This is a genomic window from Thauera sp., assembly GCF_035444905.1.
Taxonomy (GTDB): Bacteria; Pseudomonadota; Gammaproteobacteria; order Burkholderiales; family Rhodocyclaceae; genus Thauera.
Window position 1 is genome coordinate 38,772 of record NZ_DAOMPS010000016.1, and the last position, 19,441, is coordinate 58,212.

A 19,441-nucleotide genomic window follows, 5' to 3' on the forward strand; every position below is an offset into this window, starting at 1 on the left:
CGCGAGCCGGCTCAGCCCGCGCGCGCAAGGCTGAGCGCGTCGTCGATGGCGCGTGCGAGGGCAACGGGGTCGGCTGCGGGGTGGACGACGCCGTCGCGCTGCGCGGCGCCCCACACGGACTCCGGAAAGTGGCGGTCGTCGCGATAGCGCGGGATCACGTGCCAGTGCAGGTGCGGCACCATGTTGCCGAAGCTGGCGAGGTTGATCTTGTCGGGGTGGAGCAGTCCGCGCAGCGCGGCCTCGGTCGCCATCACCACCGCGAGCAGGTGCTGGCGATCGGCGCCCACGAGGTCGGTCATCTCGGCCACGTGCTCGCCCCACACCACGCGGCAGAAGCCGGGGTGGGCGGGGTCATCGACACGGATCACCCGGCAGCGGTCGTCTTCCCAGACGACGTGTTCAGGCGGCAGGGCGCACAAGGGGCAATCCATGATTGATCTCGATCGGCTGTGGATGCATTTCGGGACTCACACTCTAACCCGCGCCAAAACCCGCGCACGAGGAATTGTTACGCACTCGGGCTCGGCCCGGCTGCGGGCGGCCGCGGGTAATCCTGCGCCACCGTGGTGCCGTCGCCGAGCGCGGCCGGCGCGCCGTTGTGGAAGGCCACCAGGGTGCCGGGCGGGATGTCGGTCCACGATTCGTTGTCGGTCAGTGCGGTGGTGGCGATCACCGCGACGCGGTCGTCGGGCGTCGTCACCTCGTTGAAGTCGACGGCGACATCCTCGTCCGACAGGTGGGCGACCGGGAAGGGGGCCTGGCGCACGATGTAGCACAGGCGCGAGGAGCAATGGGCGAACAGCCAGTCGCCGTCCGAGAGCAGGAAGTTGAATTCCCCCTGGCTGCCGATCTCGCAGGCCAGCTCGCGCAGCGCGCCGTGCAGCTCGGCCGGCGCCGGCCGGCCCTGCGGGAAGCGGCTCGCCAGTGCATCGAGGATGGCGCAGAAGGCGAGCTCGGAGTCGGTCGTGCCGACCGGCAGGAAACGCCCTGACAGGGTGGGCGCAAATGCGCGCAGGTTGCCGTTGTGGGCAAAGATCCAGTAGCGCCCCCACAGCTCGCGCTGGAAGGGGTGGGTGTTCTCGAGCCGTACCTCGCCCTGGGTGGCCTTGCGGATGTGCGCGATGACGTTGAGCGAGCGGATCGGGTACTGCTTGACCAGCTCGGCGACCGGGGAGTGCGCGCTGGGTGCGGGGTCGAGGAACAGGCGCACGCCCGTGCCTTCGAAGAAGGCGATGCCCCAGCCGTCCCGATGGTGGTCCGTGCGTCCCCCGCGGGCGCGAAAGCCGGCGAAGGAAAAGCAGATATCGGTCGGCACGTTGCAGTTCATGCCGAGCAGCTGGCACATGGTCGGACTCCGGGCAGCGGGCAATAAGGCCGCAGTATAGCGAAGCGGCCGCGAATCCCGGCCGCGCGCGGCCTCAGGGCGCGCTGGGTGCCGTCGCCGTGCGCGCGCTGGCGGCGCTCTGGCGGTCGACCAGCCAGTCGGTCAGGCTGGCAGCGAGCCACATGGCGCTCAGCGTCACCCATGCCGTAAGGGCAAACACCGCCGCGCCCGATACCCCCGCGCCGACCGCGCAGCCGCCGGCGAGCATGCCGCCAAAGCCCATCAGCACCGCGCCGATGATGTAGCGGCGCATCGCGTGGCCGCCCTGGAAGCCTTCGAGCTTGAGCTCGCGCGCCAGCAGGGCCGCGATGAACGAGCCGAGGAAGACGCCCGGCACCATGCCGAGGTCGAAATTGAGGGGCTGGCCCGGCGGCGACAGTACCCGCATCAGCACATCGGCCGAGGGGCCGGTGAAGGACAGGCTCTGCACCGGCGTCGGCTCGAAGCTGAGCCCGGCCATGCGATGGGTGAACCACCACGCCAGTCCCACCGTCAGGCCGGCGCCGATGCCGCCCAGCCAGCCCCACCGCGCGATGCGGCTGCGCCTGGCGAACACGATGGCGCCGGCGAGCCAGGCGAGGCCGAACACCAGCCCGCCGGTCCTGCCCAGGCCACTGAGGGCGAGCAGGTCGCGCGCGCTGCCGCCGTCGATCACCCACAGGGCGGCGAGCGCCTCGCGCCATGGCGACAGGGCGCCGCTCATCGCGGCCTGGGCGGTGACGGCGAAGATCAGCCCGGACAGCAGGGCGCGCAGGTTGCCGTTTGCCGCCAGCACGAGCAGGCGGCTCGAGCAGCCACGGGCGAGGACCATGCCGACGCCGAACAGCAGGCCGCCGATCGCAGCGCCCGACAGGCTGCCCTGACTGGCGAGCTGGCGCACGTTGGCAGTGTCGAACAGGCCGGCGAGGATCAGGCCCTGGGTGAGGATGATCGCAGACGAGAAGGCGAGCAGCCAGACGGCGAGCTTTGGGCCGAGTTCGCCGCGCGCCACCTCGACCACGGCGGCGCGCAGGCAGAACCGCGAGCGCTGGGCGAGAAAGCCGAACAGGCCGCCGATGAGCAGGCCCCCCAGGGCCAGGCTGCGATCTTCCCCCAGCCATTCGATGAGCTCGACCACCGTTGCCATGTCGTCCTCCCGCGCAGGTCTCGGGCCCGCGTCGCGTGCAATTCGCCAGCATTCAAGAATATAAGAATGTGACGAATTAGGAAGGAGGACATTGATGCAGCGCAAGCCTGAGTCACGCGGCCTAGGCAGGCAGCCCGCTGCCGCCGCTCAGGCGCGAGGCTCACGCGCCCAGTTTCTGCTTCAGCAGCTCATTGACCTGGGCCGGGCTCGCCTTGCCCTTGCTGGCCTTCATGACCTGGCCGACGAGCGCGTTGAAGGCCTTCTCCTTGCCGGCGCGGAATTCGTCCACCGACTTCTGGTTGGCGGCGAGCACTTCGTCGATCATGGCCTCGATCGCGCCCGTGTCGGTGACCTGCCTGAGGCCCTGCTTGTCGATGATCTCGTCGGCGGTCCGGCCTTCGCCGTTCCACAGCGCCTCGAACACCTTCCTGGCGATGGCGTTGGAGATGGTGTTGTCGGCGATGCGCGCGACCAGCCCGGCGAGCTGGGCGGGCGACACCGGCGAGGCGGCAACGTCGAGCTCGGCCTTGTTGAGGCGCGCGGCGAGATCGCCCATGACCCAGTTGGCGCAAGGCTTGGCGAGCGCCGCGCCCGCGGCCGACACCGTGGCCTGGTAGAAGTCGGCGACCTCCTTGGACGCGGTGAGCGTGGTGGCGTCATAGGCCGACAGTCCCCAGGCGTCCATGAAGCGCGCCTTCATCGCCCCCGGCAGCTCGGGCATCGCCGCCTGCACGCGCGCCTTCCACTCCGGCGCGATCATCAGCGGCAGCAGGTCGGGGTCGGGGAAGTAGCGGTAGTCGTGGGCGTCTTCCTTGCTGCGCATCATGCGCGTCTCGCCCGTGTCGGGGTCGAACAGCACCGTGGCCTGCTGGATGCGGCCGCCGTCTTCCAGGGTGTCGATCTGCCACTGGACCTCGAAATCGATCGCCTGCTGCAGGAAACGGAAGGAGTTGAGGTTCTTGATCTCGCGCCGCGTGCCGAGTTCGGTGACGCCCTTCCTGCGCACCGACACGTTGGCGTCACAGCGGAAGGAGCCTTCCTGCATGTTGCCGTCGCAGATGTCGATCCAGCGCACCAGCGCATGCAGCGCGCGGGCGTAGGCGACGGCCTCGGCGGACGAGCGCATGTCGGGTTCGGAGACGATCTCGAGCAGCGGCGTGCCGGCGCGGTTGAGGTCGATGCCGGTCATGCCGTGGAAGTCCTCGTGCAGGCTTTTTCCCGCGTCTTCCTCGAGGTGGGCGCGGGTCAGGCGCACGGTCTTTTCGTACGCCTGCTCGCCCTCGCCGACGCGGATCGTGATCGCGCCGCCGACCACGACCGGCAGGTCCATCTGGCTGATCTGGTAGCCCTTGGGAAGGTCGGGGTAGAAGTAGTTCTTGCGCGCGAACACGCTCTTTTCCGCCACGTGGGCGCCAATCGCCAGGCCGAAACGGATCGCGCGCTCGACCGCGCCGCGGTTGAGTACCGGCAGCACGCCGGGCAGGGCGATGTCCACCGCGCTCGCCTGGCGGTTGGGCTCGGCGCCGAAGGCGGTGCTGGCGCCGGAAAAGATCTTGCTGGCGGTGTTGAGCTGGGCGTGGACCTCCAGCCCGATGACGACTTCCCAATCCGTTCTGCTCATGGTCGATTCTCTCGTTGCAGGCGATCGGCCCGCTTCAATGACACTGTCCGTTCGACCGATCGACGATGATCGGCCACACGTAGTCGAAGGCGCCCCGCGTGCAGCGGCCGGCGCAGTTGGCGAAGCCGACGGTGACCGCTTCGCCCTGTTCCCAGATATTCACCGTGCAGCCGTCGCTGGCGCTGAGCTGCACGCTGGGCAGGCGGCGCGTCTGCGTGAACGGGCCATCGAAGCGGCAGCTGCCGCGGCGCGGAATGTCGACGGCGGCGCTGAAGGCGCGCACGTCCGATTGCGCGATGTCGAGGCGGACTGCGGTGAGGTAGCCCGCTTCGTCGCGGAAGCGGCAGTCGGTGCTGACGTCGAAGGGGCGCACCGGCATCGGCTGCAGGCGGCCGGCGGCTGCGGTCGGCCGTTCCAGCCAGGCTTCGGGGATGGTCCGTGCACCTGCGGCCGGTGACGGCGCCTCCGGGGGGCTTGCGCAGGCGCCGAGCAGGACGGCCGCCGAGGCCCCCAGGCCGGCGCGACGCAGGCTGTTCCTCATCGCCGCGGCAGGTGCGTCAGGCCGCACACGCCGGCCGCCGGGCGTGCCAGTCGGTGGCCTGCTGGAAGCGGTGGGCGGCGTTCAGCAGGCGGCCTTCGTCGAAGTAGTCGCCGATCAGTTGCAGGCCCACTGGCAGGCCGTCGGCGCCGAAGCCTGCCGGATGCGACAGGCCAGGCAGGCCGGCGAGGTTCACTGCGATGGTGTAGATGTCCGACAGGTACATCTGCACCGGGTCGTCCGCCATCTCGCCCAGCGCCCAGGCGGTGCGCGGCGTGGTCGGGCCGGCGATGAGGTCACAGTGCTGCAGCGCGGCCTGGAAGTCCTGCGCGATCAGGCGGCGCAGGCGCTGCGCCTGCAGGTAGTAGGCGTCGTAGTAGCCGTGCGACAGCACGTAGGTGCCGATCAGGATGCGGCGCTTGACCTCGGCGCCGAAGCCCTCGGCGCGGCTCTTGCTGTACATGTCGGCGAGGTCGGCATACTCCGCGGCGCGGTGGCCGTAGCGCACGCCGTCGAAGCGACTGAGGTTGCTCGAGCACTCGGCCGGCGCGATCACGTAATAGGCCGGGATCGCCAGCTTGGCGTTGGGCAGCGAGACCTCGACCGTGGTGGCGCCCAGGGCGCGGTACTGCGCGAGCGCGGCCTCGACCGCAGCACGCACGTCGTCGGCCATGCCCTCGGCGAAGAACTCGCGCGGCAGGCCGATGCGCAGGCCTTCGAGCGGGCGGGCGGCTGCCGGCGCGGCGAGCGCGGCGGCGTAGTCCTCGGCCGGGCGCTCGAGGCTGGTGGAGTCGCGTTCGTCGAAGCCGGTCATCGCCTCCAGCAGCAGCGCGCAGTCTTCGGCGCTGGCGCCGAAGGCGCCGCCCTGATCGAGCGAGGAGGCGTAGGCGATCATGCCCCAGCGGCTCACCAGTCCGTAGCTGGGCTTGATGCCGGTGATGCCGCAGAAGGCCGCCGGCTGGCGTACCGAGCCGCCGGTGTCGGTGCCGGTGGCAATCGGCGCCAGGCGTGCGGCCACTGCGGCAGCCGAGCCGCCCGACGACCCGCCGGGCACACGCGCAAGGTTCCAGGGGTTCTTCACCGCGCCGTAGTACGAGCTCTCGTTCGACGAGCCCATCGCGAACTCGTCCATGTTTGCCTTGCCCAGGCTCACCGTGCCGGCCGCCTTGAGCAGGCTCACCACGTGGGCGTCGTAGGGGCTGACGAAGTTGGCCAGCATCTTCGAGCCGCAGGTGGTCAGCACGCCTTCGGTGCAGAACACGTCCTTGTGCGCGAGCGGGATGCCGGTGAGCGCGCCCGCCGTGCCGGCGGCGATGCGATCGTCGGCTGCACGCGCCGCGGCGAGCGCACCCTCACGGTCGACGGTGATGAAGGCGTTGAGCTCGGGGTTGAGCGCGCCGATGCGGTCGAGGAACAGGGTCGCGAGTTCGACGCTGGAGATCTGCCGCGTGTCGAGCGCGCGGCGCAGTTCCGGAAGGGATGCGTTGATCATGGGGTCTGCAGGCAGGAGAAGGGCTCAGGCAGGGGCTCGGGCAGGGCGTGTGGGCAGCGCCCGGGCGCGGCGGCTCATTCGATGACTTTCGGCACCAGGTAGAGGCCGGCTTCGGTCTGCGGCGCGACCTGCTGGAAGGCGTCGCGGCGGTCGGTGTCGGTGACGCGGTCGGCGCGCAGGCGGGTACCGAATTCCTGCGGATGGCTCATGGGTTCGACGCCCGCGGTGTCGACCGCCTGCATCTGCTCGATGAGCGCGAAGATGTCGTTGAGCTTGGTCCGGGTGGCGTCGATTTCGGCGTCGGTCAGCGCGACCCGTGCGAGGCGGGCGATGTGGCCCACTTGTTCATTGGACAGCGACATGAGGTAACAAAACCTGCTGAATCCACAAAGGTTTGTAGGTTATCATAATCCTCTTTGCCCCGCCTGGGGCTACACCCCGTGGCGCCCGCGTCCGGGGCCATCGCGATGCGGCACGCGATCCACACAGTCCACCGGTTTCGGAAGGTTTCATGTTCGGTTTCCTGCGCTCCTATTTCTCCAGCGATCTCGCGATCGATCTCGGCACGGCCAACACGCTGATTTACGTGCGCGGCAAAGGCATCGTCCTCGACGAGCCCTCCGTGGTGGCGATCCGCACCGAGGGCGGGCCCAATGCCAAGCGCTCGATCCAGGCCGTCGGCCACCAGGCCAAGCTGATGCTCGGCAAGACGCCAGGCAACATCACCGCCATCCGGCCGATGAAGGACGGCGTGATCGCCGACTTCGTCGTCACCGAGCAGATGATCAAGCAGTTCATCAAGAAGGTGCACGACTCGCGCCTGCTGTCGCCTTCCCCGCGCATCATCATCTGCGTGCCCTGCGGCTCGACCCAGGTCGAGCGCCGCGCGATCCGTGACGCTGCCCTGGCGGCGGGCGCCTCGCAGGTCTTCCTGATCGAGGAGCCGATGGCGGCGGCGATCGGCGCCGGCCTGCCGGTGTCGGATGCCACCGGCTCGATGGTGGTCGACATCGGCGGCGGCACCACCGAGGTCGGCGTCATCTCGCTCGGCGGCATCGTGTACTCGGGCAGCATCCGCGTCGGCGGCGACAAGTTCGACGAGTCCATCGTCAATTACATCCGTCGCAACTACGGCATGCTCATCGGCGAGACCACCGCCGAGAAGATCAAGAAGGAGATCGGCTCGGCCTTTCCCGGCTCCGAGGTGCGCGAGATGGAGGTCAAGGGCCGCAACCTGGCCGAAGGCATTCCGCGCAGCTTCACGATCTCGTCCAACGAGATCCTCGAGGCGCTCGCCGAGCCGATGAACCAGATCGTCTCCGCAGTCAAGATCGGTCTCGAGCAGACCCCGCCCGAGCTCGGTGCCGACATCGCCGAGCGCGGCATGATGCTGACCGGCGGCGGGGCCCTGGTGCGCGACCTCGACCGCCTGCTGATGGAAGAGACCGGCCTGCCGGTGGTGGTGGCCGAGGAACCGCTGACCTGCGTGGCGCGCGGCTGCGGCATGGCGCTCGACAAGATGGACCAGCTCGCCTCCATCTTCACCTCCGAGTGATGTCCCGCTCCGGCGCGCGCGCCGGAGCGTGGCGACACCGTGCAACCTGACGGCCCTGGTTTTTTCGGATGTCTTTCGTCGGCCATCAGCCCCCACCGATCTTCAAGCGCGGCCCGGCGCCGCTGGCGCGCCTGTTCATGTTCGTCGCCCTGTGCCTCGTGCTGCTGGTGGCGGACCTGCGCTTTCGCTACCTCGAGGTGCTGCGCAACGGCCTGTCGGTGATCACCTACCCGCTGCAGATGGCCGCGTCCACGCCGGCCGATGTGGTGCGCAACGCCGCGCGTTACTTCGGCACCCTGATCGACGTCCAGCTCGAGAACGCCGAGCTGCGCCGCCACCAGCTCGACGTCGGCGAGCGCCTGCTGCGCTTCGACCATCTCGAGCGCGAGAACGCGCAGCTGCGCGCCCTGCTGGAGATGTCGCAGCGCATCGAGGTGCGCAGCGTGGCCGCCGACATCCTCTACAACGCCCCCGACCCCTTCGCGCGCAAGGTCATCCTCGACCGCGGTGCGCAGCAGGGCGTGGAGGCCGGGCTGGCGGTGGTGGATGCGCGCGGCGTGATCGGCCAGGTCACGCGCGTGCATCCGATCCAGGCCGAAGTGACCCTGCTCACCGACCGTCGCCAGTCGATTCCGGTCAGCGTGGTGCGCAACGGCGTGCGCGGTGTGCTCTACGGCACCGGTCGCGGCACGCTCGAGATGCGCCATGTGCTCGCCGACGTGGACATCCGCCCTGGCGACCAGCTCGTGACCTCGGGCCTGGACGGCGTCTACGTGCCCGGCCTGCCGGTGGCGACGGTGCTCAGCGTCGATCGCGAGGCCGATGCCTTCGCCCGCATCGAGTGCGAGCCGCTGGCCGCCATCGAGCGCAGCGTGCAGGTGCTGGTGGTGGGCCGCGCCGCCTACCCGCCACCACCACCCGCAGCCGAGGGAGGGCGCTGACGCATGCAGCCGACCAATCGCTCCAGCCGCATCCTGCTGCCGGTCAAGCTCTGGTTCGTCTACCTGAGCCTGTTCGTCGCCCTCGGCCTGGAATACATCCCCACCGGCCGCACCCCCGGCCTGCCCGACTGGGTGGCGCTGGTGCTGGTGTTCTGGTGCGTGCGCGAGCCGCTGCTGATCGGCATGGGGGCGGGCTTCGTGTTCGGCCTGCTGGTCGATGTCGGGCTGGGCGCGGCCATGGGCCAGCATGCGCTCGCCTATGTGGTGCTCGCCTACCTCGGCAACACGCTGGCGCGCCGCATCCTGTGGTTCCCGTCCTGGCAGCAGGCGCTGCATGTGCTGCCGCTGCTGCTGCTCGCCCAGGTGCTGATGGTGGTGGTCCGCCTGCTGGCGGGGGGCGAGTTCCCGGGCTGGTCCTATTTCCTGTCGAGCCTCACCAGCGTGTTGCTGTGGGCCCCGCTGTCCTTCCTGCTGCTGCTGCCGCAGTACCAGCCGGTAGAGCGCGATGACAACCGCCCGATCTGAGGCCGGCGGCCGGTGACCGAGTTTCGCACGCCCGCGGTCGAGCTCGCCCGCTTCCGCCGGCGGGTGGTGGTGGCGGCCCTGTTCGTGCTCGTCTGCCTCGGCCTGCTCGCGGCGCGCTTCCACTTCCTGCAGGTGCAGCGCCACGACTACTTCCTGACCCGCGCCGAGGACAACCGCATCGCGCTGCTGCCGGTAGTGCCGCATCGCGGCACCATCGTCGACCGCCAGGGCGTGGTGCTGGCGCGCAACTACGCGACCTACACGCTCGAGATCATGCCGTCCGAGGTGCGCGACCTCGAGGGCACGCTGGCCGAGCTCGCCAGCCTGGTGCCGATCGAGCCGCGCGACCTGCGCCGTTTCCGCAAGCTGTTCGAAGAGAGCCGCAACTTCGAGAGCGTGCCGGTACGCAGCCGACTCACCGACGAGGAGGTGGCGCGCGTGGTGGCGCAGCGTTACCGCCTGCCCGGCGTAGACGTCCGTGCCCGCCTGCTGCGCGACTACCCGCAGGGCACGACCGCGTCCCACGTCGTCGGCTATATCGGCCGCATCAACGAGCGCGACGTCGAGCGCATCGAGGAGCGCGGCGAGACGGCCAACTACCGCGGCACGCTGCACATGGGCAAGGCCGGGCTGGAGCAGTCCTACGAGACCGAGCTGCATGGCATCACCGGCGTCGAGCAGGTCGAGGTCAACGCCAGCGGCCGTGCCGTGCGTGCGCTGTCGCACACGCCGGCGAGCTCGGGCAACGACCTCGAGCTCACGCTCGACATCGAGCTGCAGCGCGTGGCCGAGACCGCCTTCGGCGAACGCCGCGGCGCGCTGGTGGCGATCGAGCCGGCGACCGGTGGCGTGCTCGCCCTGGTGTCGATGCCGACTTACGACCCCAACCTGTTCGTCGATGGCATCTCGACCCAGGACTGGCGCGCGCTCAACGAGTCGCCCGACCATCCGCTGCTGCACCGGGCGATCTACTCCACCTATCCACCGGGCTCCACCTACAAGCCCTTCATGGCGCTCGCCGGGCTCGAGACCGGCAAGCGCACCGCCCGCCAGGCGATCCGCGACATCGGCTACTTCAACTTCGGCGGCCACCGCTTCATGGACGACAAGATCGGCGGCCACGGCACGGTCGACCTGCACAAGTCCATCGTGGTGTCGTGCAACACCTATTACTACCAGCTTGCCAACGACCTCGGCATCGAGGGCATCGCCGGCTTCATGGCGCCCTTCGGTTTTGGCGAGCGCACGGGCATCGACCTGCCGGGCGAGGCGACCGGCGTGCTGCCCTCGCCCGAATGGAAGCGCAGCCGCTTCCGCAAGCCCGAGCAGCAGCGCTGGTACGCAGGCGAGACGATCTCGGTCGGCATCGGCCAGGGCTACAACGCCTTCACGCCGCTGCAGCTTGCCAACGCGATGGCGGCCCTGGTCAACGACGGCAAGCTGTTCCGCCCGCATGTGGTCAAGTACGTGGTCGATTCGCGCACCGGCGAGCGCCGTGCGGTCGAGCCCGAGCCGCTGCGCGAGATCCCGCTGCAGCAGGCGCACCTGAAGTCGGTGCTCGATGCGATGGTCGACGTGAACAAGAGCGGCACCGGCCGCCGCGCCTTCCAGGGCGCGCCCTACAGCGTCGGCGGCAAGACCGGCACCGCGCAGGTGTTCTCGCTGCGTGGCCAGCGCTACGTCGAGAAGAACGTGCGCGAACGCCTGCGCGACCACTCCTGGTTCGTCGCCTATGCGCCGGCCGAGAACCCCAAGATCGCGCTCGCCGTGCTGGTCGAGAACGGCGGCTTCGGTTCGCAGTCGGCGGCGCCGATCGCGCGCCAGGTGATCGACTACTACCTCCTCAACCAGCGCGCCGGCGCCCCCGCGCCTGAGGACGAGGACGCGAGCGAGTCGGTGGACGCCGACACCGGCATCGAGGGAGCGGTGCTCGATGGCGCTGCACTGCCGGCGCTGCCCCCGTCATCACCTCAATCGCCACCCCCATCGCCCGCGCCCCCGGCCCAGCCTGCGGTTGGAACGATGGCGCCCGTCCCGCCGGCCAGGAGCGCGCGATGAACGAGACCCGCTTCAACCCCCTGGCCCTGGCGCGCGCCTTCCTGCGCCCGATCGACCCCATCCTGCTGCTGCTGCTGGGCGTGCTGCTCGCGAGCGCGCACGTGCTGATGCAGAGCGCCTCGCCCGAGCGGGTCGATTCGCAGCTCACGCACTTCGCCGTCGCGCTCGCCGGCATGTGGTTGCTGGCCTGGCTCAAGCCGCAGCGCCTGCTGTCGCTGGCGGTGCCGCTCTATGTGTTGGGGGTGTTGCTGCTGGTCGCGGTCGACCTGTTCGGCGAGGTGTCGAAGGGCGCCCAGCGCTGGCTCGATCTGGGCGTGGCGCGCATCCAGCCCTCCGAGCTGATGAAGATTGCCATGCCGCTGATGCTGGCCTGGTTCTTCCAGCAGCGTGAGAACCAGACGCGCTTTCTCGATTTCGTCGTCGCCGGCCTGCTGCTCGTGGTCCCGATCGGACTGATCCTGATCCAGCCCGATCTCGGCACCAGCCTGCTGGTGGCGGCATCGGGCCTGTACGTGATCTTCTTTGCCGGACTGTCGTGGAAGCTGATCATCCCGGTGGTGGTCGCTGGCGTGATCGGCCTGGGCTCGATCGTCGCCTTCGGCGACACCCTGTGTCAGCCCGAGGTCGACTGGCAGGTGCTGCGCGAATACCAGAAGCAGCGCGTGTGTACCCTGCTCGACCCCACGCGCGATCCGCTCGGCAAGGGCTTTCACATCATCCAGTCGACGATTGCGATCGGCTCCGGCGGCCTGATGGGCAAGGGTTGGATGGACGGCACCCAGACCCACCTCGCTTTCCTGCCCGAGCGCCACACCGACTTCATCTTCGCCGTGCTGGCCGAGGAGTTCGGCCTGGTCGGTGCGATCGCCCTGCTGTGCGTGTATGCGCTGCTGCTGCTGCGCGGCCTGCACATCGCGGCAAATGCGCCGACCCATGCCTCGCGCCTGCTGGCGGGGGCGATCACGATGATCTTCTTCACCTATGCCTTCGTGAACATGGGCATGGTGAGCGGCATCCTGCCCGTGGTGGGGGTGCCGCTGCCCTTCATCAGCTACGGTGGAACTGCGCTCGTCACGCTCTGTCTGGGCATCGGCATCCTGATGAGCATCCAGCGCAGCCGATTTGCGGACAAGACCTGATTCCCGGATGAAACGATGAATCGAACGCCAAAGATCAAGCACACCCTGCGGCGCCACCGCTTCGGCGCCCTCCCATTTGCGCTGGTGCTCGCCGCCGGCCTGATGACGGCCTGCGGCTCGGCGCCCAAGCGTGACGCCGAGCCGGCCGCCAGTGCCCCCGCGGCCGAGACCGCCGCGCGCGCGCCCACGACGCGCGGCGGTGGCTACTACCTCGACGACGGCCCCGACGACGTGCTGCCCGAGCACCTCGACAGCATCCCCGACGCCGAGCCGCGTGCCGAGCCGCTGCATCGCTTTGCCAATCGGCCCTATCACGTGATGGGGCAGAGCTTCGTACCGGAAACGGAGCTGCGGGCCTTCCGTCAGCGCGGGCATGCGAGCTGGTATGGGCGGCGCTTCCATGGCCGGCCGACTTCGAGCGGCGAGCCCTACGACATGTATGCGATGACCGCCGCGCACCCGACGCTGCCGATCCCGAGCTATGCGCGCGTCACCAACATCGCCAACGGCCGCTCGGTGGTGGTGCGCGTCAACGACCGCGGCCCCTTCCTGCGCGGCCGGGTGATCGACCTCTCGTATGCCGCCGCGCATCGCCTCGGCTACATCAATGCCGGCAGCGCGCAGGTCGAGGTCGAGCAGATCCTGCCCGACGAGGCACCACTGGTGGCCAGCGCGCGACCGGTACCGCCGCTGCGTGGGCGTGGCAACGAGGGCCTGGTGGCGGCCGATGAGCCGCCGCTGGCCGCGCGCGCCCTGGAGCCGCTGACCCCGCCGCCGGTGACCGTCGCCAGCGCGGCTCCCGCGGCTCCCGCGGCACCGGCGGCGCCGGCCGCCAATGCGGTCGCGGCGGACAGGGCGGCGGCTGACACGGCACTCGCTGCCGCACCGGTGGCCGGCGCCGCCGAGGGCCTGGCGCCGCCGGTCGCATCGGCCAGCGGCGGCATCTTCCTGCAGCTGGGCGCGTTCTCCTCTTATGCCAACGCCGAGGGCTTTCGCGACACCGTGCAGGACCGCGCGGCCGCACTGGCCGAGCGCTTCGAGCTGTTCGCCGACGGCGAGCGCTTCCGCCTGCATGCTGGCCCCTACGACTCGGTCGATGCGGCGCGCAGCGCGGCCGAGCGCATGGGCACGCTGCTCAAGCTCAAGCCCTTCGTGGTGGTGCGCTGAGTCTTGTCGATGGCCGGGTTGCAACAAAGCCTTTCATTTTGGGTCTGTGCGGGGCCGGCGCCTATAATTGGGCGTTCGCGCCGGGCCGTGCGCCGTCCTCGGTCCTGTCCGCCCCCTGCTGGCGCGCCGCGCGCTGCTTCCTCTTCATTTCCCCGGGTTTCGTCATGCGTTTTCTGATCGCCGTTTTCGTCTCACTGTTTTCCCTGTCTGCGCTCGCGCAGTCGGTGCCACCGCCGGCGCTTGCCGCCAATGCCTGGGTGCTGGTCGACCACGCCACTGGCCAGACCCTGGTCGCCAAGGATGCCGACACGCGCATCGAGCCGGCCTCGCTGACCAAGCTGATGACGGCCTACCTGACCTTCTCGGCGCTGAAAGCGGGCACCATCGCCGCCGACCAGGTGGTGCCGGTGTCCGAGCGCGCCTGGCGCATGGAGGGCTCGCGCATGTTCATCGAGCCGCGCAAGGAGGTCACCGTCGATGAACTGATCAAGGGCATCATCGTGCAGTCGGGCAACGACGCCTGCGTGGCGATCGCCGAGCTCATCGCCGGCAGCGAGGAAGCCTTCGCCGCGCTGATGAATCGCGAGGCCCAGCGCCTGGGCATGCGCAACACCCATTTCACCAACTCCACCGGCCTGCCCGATCCGCAGCTCTACACCACCGCCAACGATCTCGCCCTCCTCGCCAGCGCGATCATCCGCGAGTTCCCCGAGTACTACAGCCTGTACTCGATGCGCGAGTTCACCTACAACAACATCCGCCAGCCCAACCGCAACCGCCTGCTGTACATGGACCCGACGGTCGATGGCATGAAGACCGGCCACACCAGCACCGCCGGCTATTGCCTGGTGTCGACCGCCGAGCGCGGCCCGCGCCGCCTGATCTCGGTGGTGCTGGGCGCGGCCTCGGATACGGTGCGCGCGCAGGAGTCGCTCAAGCTGCTCAACTTCGGCTTCCAGTTCTACGACACGGTGAAGCTGTACGGCGCCGACGAGGCCTTGTCGCAATTCCGCGTCTGGAAGGGCAAGGCGAACGAGCTGCCGGTCGGCTTCACCCGCGACTTCATGCTGTCGCTGCCGCGCGAGGCGGCCGACCGCATCCAGGTCACGCTCGAGAGCCGCCAGCCGCTGGTGGCGCCGATCGAGAAGGGCCAGGAAGTGGGCACGCTCGCCCTCGCCATCGACGGCCGGCCGCTCGGCCAGTACCCGGTGGTGGCCCTGCAGGACGTCCCGGTCGCCGGCTTCTTCGGTCGCCTGTGGGATGCGATCGTGATGTTGTTCAAGCGCCTGTGAGCCTGCGCGCACCCGAGTCCGAGGAGGCCGACGTGACCACCGCATTCGTCAATGGACAATACCTGCCGCTCGCCGAGGCGCGCGTGTCGCCGATGGATCGCGGCTTCCTGTTCGGCGATGGCGCCTACGAGGTCATCCCGGTGTACTCGCGGCGCGCCTTCCGCCTCGACCAGCACATCGCCCGCCTGGCCAGCACGCTGGCCGCGATGCGGCTGCACAACCCGCACAGCACGGCCGAATGGCAGGCCATCGTGGGCGAGATCGTGGCGCGCAATCCGTGGCCGGACCAGTCGGTGTACCTGCAGGTGACGCGCGGCGCCGACACCAGGCGCAACCACGCCTTCCCCGGCCCCGAGGTCATGCCCACGGTGTTCCTGATGAGCGAGCCGCTGCTCACCCCGAGCGCCGAGCAGCTCGCCAGCGGCGTGGCTGCGGTCAGTGCGGCCGACATCCGCTGGCTGCGCTGCGACCTCAAGACGGTGTCGATGCTGGCCAACTGCCTGCTGCGCCAGCACGCCATCGACCATGGCTGTGCCGAGACCGTGCTGTTCCGCGACAGCTTCCTGACCGAGGGCGCGGCCTCGAGCATCTTCGTGTGCAAGGACGGCGTGCTGCTGGTGCCGCCCAAGAGCCACCTGATGCTGCCCGGCATCACTTACGACGTGGTGCTCGAGCTCGCCCGCAGTCACGGCATGAAACATGCGGTGCGCGAGGTGCTGGAAGCGGAAGTGCGCAGCGCGGACGAGCTGTGGATGACCTCGTCGACCAAGGAAGTGCTGCCGATCACCGCGCTCGACGGCCGTCCGGTGGGCGCTGGCACGCCGGGCCCGATGGCGCGGCAGATGGTGGCCTGGTATCAGGACTTCAAGCACACGGTGATGCGAAATGGTTGACACCCAGGGCGCGCCGACGCGCCAGACGCTGATCGAATACCCCTGCGATTTCCCCATCAAGGTCATGGGCGCGCGCGTCGATGGCTTTGCCCAGGCGGTCATCGAGGTGGTGCTGCGCCACGCGCCCGACTTCGACCCCGCCGGGGCGGAGATGCGCCCGTCGAGCAAGGGCAACTACCTGGCCGTGACCTGCACCTTCCGCGCCCTGTCGCAGGCGCAGGTCGACGCGCTGTACCGCGAGCTGACCTCGCATCCGATGGTCAAGGTGGTGCTGTGATCGTCAAGCGCCTCGGCATGGTGGAGTACGCGCCGGCGCTCGAGGCCATGCGTGCCTTCACCGCCGGACGCGGCGCCGACACGCCCGACGAGATCTGGCTGCTGCAGCACCCGCCGGTGTACACCCTCGGCCAGGCCGGCAAGCCCGAGCACCTGCTGCAGAACCCGGCCGCCATCCCGCTGGTGCACATCGACCGCGGCGGCCAGATCACCTACCACGGCCCCGGCCAGCTGGTGGCCTACCTGCTGCTGGACCTGCACCGGCGCCGGCTCAAGGTGCGCGAGCTGGTGCACCTGATGGAGCAGGCGATCATCGACACCCTGGCCGAGTATGGTCTGGATGCCGCACGCAAGGACGGCGCCCCCGGTGTCTATATCGCCGGCGACAAGATCGCCGCCCTCGGCCTGCGGGTGAAGAACGGCTGCAGCTACCACGGCCTGGCGATCAATGTCGACGCCGATCTCGCCCCCTTCGGCTGGATCAACCCCTGCGGCTACGAGGGCCTCAAGACCATCCGCATGAAGGACTTCGGCATCGAAGCCGACGTCGAGCAGGTGGGCGAACGCCTGCTTGCGCATCTGCAGCACCTGCTGCCACCGGGCGCGGTCGACACGGATGCGGCACATCAGGCCGCGCAGACTGTCGAATCAACGCGACCCGGTTCATAATCCCCCATTCCCACCCGGAACCTACAGAGAACGCGACCATGGAAACCCCTGCGCGCAAGCAGCGCGGCGCCGACAAGACCGCCCGCATCCCGATCAAGATCGTCCCCGCCGAACGCCTCAAGAAGCCCGACTGGATCCGCATCAAGCTCGGCGCCGGTCAGGAGGCCGAGCGCTTCAACGAGATCAAGGAAACCCTGCGCGAGCACAAGCTGCACACCGTGTGCGAGGAAGCTTCCTGCCCGAACATCCATGAATGTTTCGGCAAGGGCACGGCCACCTTCATGATCATGGGCGACATCTGTACCCGGCGCTGCCCCTTCTGCGACGTCGGCCATGGCCGACCCGACCCGCTCAACCCCAACGAGCCCGCCGACCTCGCCAAGACCATCGCCGCGATGCGGCTGAACTACGTGGTGATCACCTCGGTGGACCGCGACGACCTACGCGACGGCGGCGCCCAGCACTTCGTCGACTGCATCCGCGAGACACGCGCCGCCTCGCCCAAGACCAGCATCGAGGTGCTGGTGCCGGACTTCCGCGGTCGCATGGAGATTGCGCTCGACATCTTCGACGCCGCGCCGCCCGACGTCATGAACCACAACCTCGAGACCGTGCCGCGCCTGTACAAGCAGGCCCGTCCGGGGTCGGACTACGCCTATTCGTTGAAGCTGCTCAAGGAGTTCAAGGCCCGCCACCCCGAGGTGCCGACCAAGTCGGGCCTGATGGTGGGCCTGGGCGAGACCGACGAGGAGATCCTCGAGGTGATGCGCGACATGCGCGCGCACGACGTCGAGATGCTCACCATCGGTCAGTACCTGCAGCCCTCCGGCGGCCACCTGCCGGTGCTGCGCTACGTGCATCCGGACACCTTCAAGATGTTCGAGACCGAAGCGCTGAAGATGGGCTTCAAGAACGCCGCCTGCGGCCCGATGGTGCGCTCGAGCTACTGGGCCGACCAGCAGGCGCACGGCGCCGGGGTGGTTGTAAATTCCACCGATAAAAGCTAATTTACATCGATCGCTGCAAATTAACATCGATCCGTGCAAATTTGCAGGCCATGAGCCCACTCCCGAATTTCCCCAGTCTGACGCCGGACGAACGAGTCTGGCGTCTTGACTGGTTCGGCGAGTGCGCCTACCCCGGGAGTGTTCGACGCTACGCCCAACCCAGCATCAAGGTGGCGATTTCGCCGCTGCGGTGCGAGCCGAATGACGCTGAGGCGCTTTTGCAGCCTGGCGGCACGGATCACATGCACCAGAGGGAGGTCTGGGCGCCCGTTGCGGTATTGCCGTTGCTGGCGATCGGTGATCTGTGGCAGGGCGGTCGTTTGATCGCCTCGCCGAGTTACCATGCCGAAACCTTTCGAAGCGTCCAGATCGTGCCCGGTACCACCAGCTTCGTTAAAGCAGGTCTGGCGGTAGACGAAAAATTTCTGATTCCACTGCATGCCCACCCGTGGCATCGGCCTCACACGCAGGCTTACTGCGTGGCGGTTTCGTTGGGGGGCGACCGCAGGCTGCTGATCCCTTGCGTGGAGATCATCCGCTTCTACTTCGGCTCGTCGAGCAACCTGCTCCAACGGCTCTTTTCCATGCCGCTCAACGCGGAGGCGCTGTGGTCGAGCAAATCGTTCGATCCAGGCTCCCGGCACATGCACCTTGTCCTCGCTCCCGGGATATCCGGGGCGTCGGCCTCGGATGTCGGCAGGATGGCTGGCGATCGACTCGCCTGGCGCTCGGCGGCTGGCATCCACATTTCCTGCCAGAAAGCTGCGGCAAGTGGACAGGTGGCCTACCCGTATACCGGCTTTCCGTTCGAGGGCGAGACGAACCTCGCTGTAACTGGCGTTTGGTTGCCCTTTGGCGATGAACCAAGAGCCACGTTCCTGGCTTATCAACTTCGCTCCTGCTCGCACGCCTTCCCGTTTCGATCCCTTTCCTATGAAACGTCCCGGCGCAACGCCCAAGGCGCACGAAGCCCGGAAAGTAGCCGGAACGCGACTGGCGTTCGTCACGTAAGCGAGATCTCGCTCCGAACAAAGACGGTCGATGATGATCCCAGTGCTCGTAAGTCGCAGCATTCCGGAGGTTTTACGACCAAGAGGCGCTTTCCGGACCTTCTGCGCAAACCGGTCTGGAAGGAGAAAATCGAGAGCTTTGCAAGCGCTGAGGTTTTCTTGATACGCAGCAACGGCAGCATCGAGCAGGTCGCGTTTGGCGAGCCGGATGGTTCATCGGATGCAGCCGGGATTGATTTGGCTACGCAACCCGAGGCTGGTCCGCCGATGCAAAAGAAGCCTCCGCTACCCCACTTCGTACGTAAGACACTGACCCGGATTCGTCGCGAGATCACGGCAAGCGGCAAGAAGGACAGAACGATCCGGGTGATAGACCCCAAAGAGAGGGCTGTCCCGGTGTTTTCGCTGGCGGTTGCTGTCGATGAGGATGGAGAGGTGCTTCCGGAACTGCTGTTCTCTGATGAGGCAGGACGTGTGCGCCAGCGCAGGGCGTGCTTCGCCGAGGTTATCGAGCGCGGCGTGGCGCTTCGTCAACTGGCAATTATTGAGGAGCAGAACGCCCAAAGCGCGGCTTTGGTAGTGCAGGTTAGGGAGCCGAGCATTCACCAATTGACGCAGAGCTTGCTCAAGCACCTTTCAATGATTGTAAGCGCAGCGGAGAAGGACAACGGGCGGTTGTAGGCCCCCAGAAAAACTGTGCAAACGGCAAGTTGTTGCCGAAGGACTGCCGAGCGGACTTGTGCACAGT

19 protein-coding genes are annotated in these 19,441 nt (G+C 68.3%); 12 read left to right on the forward strand and 7 right to left on the reverse strand.

The window, feature by feature from the left end; genetic code table 11:
* Window positions 1-11 precede the first annotated feature (11 nt).
* From PLC66_RS09510 to gatC, 7 genes are all read right to left on the reverse strand, one after another.
* Window positions 12-431, reverse strand: coding sequence for an HIT family protein (locus tag PLC66_RS09510; protein WP_324539719.1), 420 nt, complete (start codon window positions 429-431; stop codon window positions 12-14).
* Window positions 432-508: 77 nt separating this feature from the next.
* Entirely contained in the window at window positions 509-1,345 is an 837-nt protein-coding gene (locus PLC66_RS09515) for a class II glutamine amidotransferase (RefSeq protein ID WP_324539721.1), read from the reverse strand.
* A gap of 73 nt (window positions 1,346-1,418) precedes the next feature.
* Entirely contained in the window at window positions 1,419-2,510 is a 1,092-nt protein-coding gene (locus tag PLC66_RS09520; protein WP_324539723.1) for a YeeE/YedE family protein, read from the reverse strand.
* Window positions 2,511-2,670: 160 nt separating this feature from the next.
* Window positions 2,671-4,131: an Asp-tRNA(Asn)/Glu-tRNA(Gln) amidotransferase subunit GatB gene (gatB, locus tag PLC66_RS09525; protein ID WP_324539725.1), complete on the reverse strand. Its 1,461-nt coding sequence runs from the start codon at window positions 4,129-4,131 to the stop codon at window positions 2,671-2,673.
* 34 nt (window positions 4,132-4,165) lie between these two features.
* Entirely contained in the window at window positions 4,166-4,672 is a 507-nt protein-coding gene (locus tag PLC66_RS09530; protein ID WP_324539727.1) for a hypothetical protein, read from the reverse strand.
* Window positions 4,673-4,688: 16 nt separating this feature from the next.
* Window positions 4,689-6,161, reverse strand: coding sequence for an Asp-tRNA(Asn)/Glu-tRNA(Gln) amidotransferase subunit GatA (gatA, locus tag PLC66_RS09535; protein ID WP_324539729.1), 1,473 nt, complete (start codon window positions 6,159-6,161; stop codon window positions 4,689-4,691).
* Between the two features lie 74 nt (window positions 6,162-6,235).
* The gene (gene gatC, locus PLC66_RS09540) at window positions 6,236-6,523 is read right to left on the reverse strand and encodes an Asp-tRNA(Asn)/Glu-tRNA(Gln) amidotransferase subunit GatC (RefSeq protein WP_324539731.1); all 288 of its coding nucleotides are present in this window, start codon (window positions 6,521-6,523) and stop codon (window positions 6,236-6,238) included.
* A 149-nt stretch (window positions 6,524-6,672) separates the two neighbouring features.
* Here gatC and PLC66_RS09545 point away from each other — a divergent pair, with 149 nt between their 5' ends.
* The 12 genes from PLC66_RS09545 to PLC66_RS09600 all read left to right on the forward strand — a co-directional run bounded on the left by PLC66_RS09545 (window position 6,673) and on the right by PLC66_RS09600 (window position 19,374).
* Window positions 6,673-7,716 carry a rod shape-determining protein gene (locus PLC66_RS09545; protein ID WP_324539733.1) on the forward strand — a complete coding sequence of 348 codons (1,044 nt, stop codon included), beginning with the start codon at window positions 6,673-6,675 and terminating at the stop codon, window positions 7,714-7,716.
* Between the two features lie 68 nt (window positions 7,717-7,784).
* Entirely contained in the window at window positions 7,785-8,657 is an 873-nt protein-coding gene (gene mreC, locus PLC66_RS09550; protein ID WP_324539735.1) for a rod shape-determining protein MreC, read from the forward strand.
* 3 nt (window positions 8,658-8,660) lie between these two features.
* Window positions 8,661-9,182: a rod shape-determining protein MreD gene (gene mreD, locus PLC66_RS09555; RefSeq protein WP_324539737.1), complete on the forward strand. Its 522-nt coding sequence runs from the start codon at window positions 8,661-8,663 to the stop codon at window positions 9,180-9,182.
* Between the two features lie 12 nt (window positions 9,183-9,194).
* A complete protein-coding gene (gene mrdA, locus PLC66_RS09560; protein WP_324539739.1) occupies window positions 9,195-11,240 on the forward strand; it encodes a penicillin-binding protein 2 in 2,046 nt (681 codons plus the stop codon).
* Window positions 11,237-12,379 carry a rod shape-determining protein RodA gene (gene rodA, locus PLC66_RS09565; RefSeq protein WP_324539740.1) on the forward strand — a complete coding sequence of 381 codons (1,143 nt, stop codon included), beginning with the start codon at window positions 11,237-11,239 and terminating at the stop codon, window positions 12,377-12,379. The genes mrdA and rodA overlap by 4 nt, the downstream gene beginning before the upstream one ends.
* 15 nt (window positions 12,380-12,394) lie before the next feature.
* Window positions 12,395-13,546 (forward strand): septal ring lytic transglycosylase RlpA family protein, encoded by a 1,152-nt coding sequence (locus tag PLC66_RS09570; RefSeq protein ID WP_324539742.1) that lies wholly within the window; start codon window positions 12,395-12,397, stop codon window positions 13,544-13,546.
* A 164-nt stretch (window positions 13,547-13,710) separates the two neighbouring features.
* A complete protein-coding gene (locus PLC66_RS09575) occupies window positions 13,711-14,838 on the forward strand; it encodes a D-alanyl-D-alanine carboxypeptidase family protein (RefSeq protein ID WP_324539744.1) in 1,128 nt (375 codons plus the stop codon).
* Window positions 14,839-14,870: 32 nt separating this feature from the next.
* On the forward strand, window positions 14,871-15,731 hold the full coding sequence (locus PLC66_RS09580; protein ID WP_324539746.1) for a D-amino acid aminotransferase: 861 nt from the start codon (window positions 14,871-14,873) through the stop codon (window positions 15,729-15,731).
* Window positions 15,724-16,008 carry a YbeD family protein gene (locus PLC66_RS09585; protein WP_324539748.1) on the forward strand — a complete coding sequence of 95 codons (285 nt, stop codon included), beginning with the start codon at window positions 15,724-15,726 and terminating at the stop codon, window positions 16,006-16,008. Before PLC66_RS09580 ends, PLC66_RS09585 begins: the two co-directional genes overlap by 8 nt.
* Window positions 16,005-16,676: a lipoyl(octanoyl) transferase LipB gene (gene lipB, locus PLC66_RS09590; protein WP_324539750.1), complete on the forward strand. Its 672-nt coding sequence runs from the start codon at window positions 16,005-16,007 to the stop codon at window positions 16,674-16,676. The genes PLC66_RS09585 and lipB overlap by 4 nt, the downstream gene beginning before the upstream one ends.
* A 38-nt stretch (window positions 16,677-16,714) precedes the next feature.
* Entirely contained in the window at window positions 16,715-17,683 is a 969-nt protein-coding gene (gene lipA / locus PLC66_RS09595; RefSeq protein WP_324539752.1) for a lipoyl synthase, read from the forward strand.
* Between the two features lie 50 nt (window positions 17,684-17,733).
* Entirely contained in the window at window positions 17,734-19,374 is a 1,641-nt protein-coding gene (locus PLC66_RS09600) for a hypothetical protein (protein WP_324539754.1), read from the forward strand.
* Window positions 19,375-19,441: the final 67 nt, after the last annotated feature.

What these genes read in the sequence shown, in the direction of transcription:
- PLC66_RS09510 (WP_324539719.1), bottom strand. Translation starts at nt 431, where the DNA reads ATGGATTGCCCCTTGTGCGCCCTGCCGCCTGAACACGTCGTCTGGGAA.
- PLC66_RS09515 (WP_324539721.1), bottom strand. Translation starts at nt 1,345, where the DNA reads ATGTGCCAGCTGCTCGGCATGAACTGCAACGTGCCGACCGATATCTGC.
- PLC66_RS09520 (WP_324539723.1), bottom strand. Translation starts at nt 2,510, where the DNA reads ATGGCAACGGTGGTCGAGCTCATCGAATGGCTGGGGGAAGATCGCAGC.
- gatB (WP_324539725.1), bottom strand. Translation starts at nt 4,131, where the DNA reads ATGAGCAGAACGGATTGGGAAGTCGTCATCGGGCTGGAGGTCCACGCC.
- PLC66_RS09530 (WP_324539727.1), bottom strand. Translation starts at nt 4,672, where the DNA reads ATGAGGAACAGCCTGCGTCGCGCCGGCCTGGGGGCCTCGGCGGCCGTC.
- gatA (WP_324539729.1), bottom strand. Translation starts at nt 6,161, where the DNA reads ATGATCAACGCATCCCTTCCGGAACTGCGCCGCGCGCTCGACACGCGG.
- gatC (WP_324539731.1), bottom strand. Translation starts at nt 6,523, where the DNA reads ATGTCGCTGTCCAATGAACAAGTGGGCCACATCGCCCGCCTCGCACGG.
- PLC66_RS09545 (WP_324539733.1), top strand. Translation starts at nt 6,673, where the DNA reads ATGTTCGGTTTCCTGCGCTCCTATTTCTCCAGCGATCTCGCGATCGAT.
- mreC (WP_324539735.1), top strand. Translation starts at nt 7,785, where the DNA reads ATGTCTTTCGTCGGCCATCAGCCCCCACCGATCTTCAAGCGCGGCCCG.
- mreD (WP_324539737.1), top strand. Translation starts at nt 8,661, where the DNA reads ATGCAGCCGACCAATCGCTCCAGCCGCATCCTGCTGCCGGTCAAGCTC.
- rodA (WP_324539740.1), top strand. Translation starts at nt 11,237, where the DNA reads ATGAACGAGACCCGCTTCAACCCCCTGGCCCTGGCGCGCGCCTTCCTG.
- PLC66_RS09570 (WP_324539742.1), top strand. Translation starts at nt 12,395, where the DNA reads ATGAATCGAACGCCAAAGATCAAGCACACCCTGCGGCGCCACCGCTTC.
- PLC66_RS09575 (WP_324539744.1), top strand. Translation starts at nt 13,711, where the DNA reads ATGCGTTTTCTGATCGCCGTTTTCGTCTCACTGTTTTCCCTGTCTGCG.
- PLC66_RS09585 (WP_324539748.1), top strand. Translation starts at nt 15,724, where the DNA reads ATGGTTGACACCCAGGGCGCGCCGACGCGCCAGACGCTGATCGAATAC.
- lipA (WP_324539752.1), top strand. Translation starts at nt 16,715, where the DNA reads ATGGAAACCCCTGCGCGCAAGCAGCGCGGCGCCGACAAGACCGCCCGC.
- PLC66_RS09600 (WP_324539754.1), top strand. Translation starts at nt 17,734, where the DNA reads ATGAGCCCACTCCCGAATTTCCCCAGTCTGACGCCGGACGAACGAGTC.